The 2,051-nt window shown below is 61.8% G+C and carries 1 protein-coding gene and 1 pseudogene; both read left to right on the forward strand.

The window, feature by feature from the left end; genetic code table 11:
* Positions 1-80 precede the first annotated feature (80 nt).
* Positions 81-1,085: pseudogene (asnB, locus tag BQ8005_RS16960) on the forward strand (asparagine synthase B); the annotation flags it as partial.
* A 252-nt stretch (positions 1,086-1,337) separates the two neighbouring features.
* Positions 1,338-2,051: diaminopimelate epimerase (gene dapF, locus BQ8005_RS16965; protein ID WP_075319356.1), on the forward strand; the 714-nt coding region annotated here is incomplete at its 3' end.

Here is a 2,051-nt window from a genome sequence, read left to right on the forward strand (position 1 = left end):
CACTCGGGGCTTCTCCCAAAAGGAATCCGGCGCTGCCGTCATTGATTATGGGCTTTCTCTTATACAAACCGGAGGTGTAAAAGAGCCGGCTGATGAGCGACGTGCCCTACGGCGTGCTGCTCTCCGGCGGGCTGGACTCGTCCGTCATCTCCGCCGTGGCCCGCCTCTATGCCGACCGCCGCATCGAGACCGACGGACAGCAGGCCGCCTGGTGGCCCCAGCTCCACTCCTTCGCCGTGGGCCTGAAGGGCGCGCCCGACCTGGAAAAAGCCCGCCTCGTTGCCGAGCACATCGGCACCGTCCACCACGAAATCCACTACACCATCCAGGAGGGGCTGGACGCCATCCGCGACGTCATCTACTACATCGAGACCTACGACGTCACCACCGTGCGCGCCTCCACGCCGATGTACCTGCTGGCCCGCGTCATCAAGTCGATGGGCATCAAGATGGTGCTCAGCGGTGAAGGGGCGGACGAGGTGTTCGGCGGCTACCTCTACTTCCATAAAGCCCCCAATGCACAGGCTTTCCACGAAGAGACCGTCCGCAAGCTCTCCAAGCTCCACCTCTACGACTGCCTGCGCGCCAACAAGAGCCTTTCGGCCTGGGGCGTCGAAGGCCGCGTCCCCTTCCTCGACAAGGAATTCCTCGACGTCGCCATGCGCCTGAACCCGGCGGCCAAGATGTGTCCCGGACATACCATCGAAAAGAAAATCGTCCGCGAAGCCTTCGCCCCGCTGCTGCCCGAGGCCGTGGCGTGGCGCCAGAAGGAACAGTTCTCCGACGGCGTGGGCTACTCGTGGATCGACACGCTGAAGGCCGTGACCGCTGCCGCCGTCAGCGACGAGCAGATGGCCCATGCCGCCGAGCGCTTCCCCATCAACCCGCCGCAGAACAAGGAAGAATACTACTACCGCAGCATCTTCGAGGAGCACTTCCCCAGCGCGTCGGCCGCCCGGAGCGTTCCCAGCGTTCCCAGCGTGGCCTGCTCCACCGCCGAAGCCCTGGCCTGGGACGCCTCGTTCCGCAACCTGAACGACCCCAGCGGCCGCGCCGTGGCAGGCGTGCATGAACAAGCCTATTGAACAGGGCCGAAAGGGAGGTCTCCATCGCCGGAGCCTCCCTTTCTTTTGAAGCCATTTCTGACAAAACCGCCCTGCCTCTTCCAAAACACGTTACAGATTGAAAGATTTACGGCCTCTGTAATTTCAAATCGTAAGTTATGCATACTATTTATACATAAAGCCATCCAAAACAATACAACATATTACATAAATTCATAATTTTGCATCAAACAAAAGCAAATAGAAAAGATAAACAGATTAAAGATAAACATAATGACACAAAAGATACGCTTTACGAAGATGCACGGAGCCGGCAACGACTACATCTATGTAGACGCCACCCGCAACCCGCTCCAGAACCCCGGCGAACTCTCCGTGGCATGGAGCCGCCCACACACGGGCATCGGCAGCGACGGGCTGGTGCTGATAGGCCGCTCGGACGTGGCCGACTTCAGCATGCGCATCTTCAACGCCGACGGCTCCGAGGCCCGCATGTGCGGCAACGCCTCCCGTTGCATCGGCAAGTACGTCTACGACGAGGGCCTGACGAACCGGACCACCGTCACCCTGGACACTCTCTCCGGCATCAAGACCCTCGTCCTCCATCCGGGCCCCGACGGACGCATCGCCACGGTGACCGTAGACATGGGCGCTCCCCGCGACCTGCGGACGGTAGACTTGGGTGACGGCTACGGTTTCCGCCACGGACAGTTCGTGTCGATGGGCAATCCGCACCTGGTGCTCTTCGTGCCCGACGTGGAGGCCGTCGACCTGGCCGCCATCGGCCCCCGCCTCGAACGGCATCCCCAGTTTCCCGGCGGCATCAACGTGGAGTTTGCCCAAATCCTCTCCGGCGGACGCATACGGATGCGCGTCTGGGAGCGCGGTTCGGGCATCACGCAGGCCTGCGGCACGGGAGCCTGCGCCACCGCCGTAGCCGCCTCACTCGTCCGCCTGACGGAACGCACCGCGACCGTCGTCATGGAC

The sequence above is a fragment of the Bacteroides togonis genome, assembly GCF_900130135.1.
GTDB lineage: Bacteria > Bacteroidota > Bacteroidia > Bacteroidales > Bacteroidaceae > Bacteroides > Bacteroides pullorum.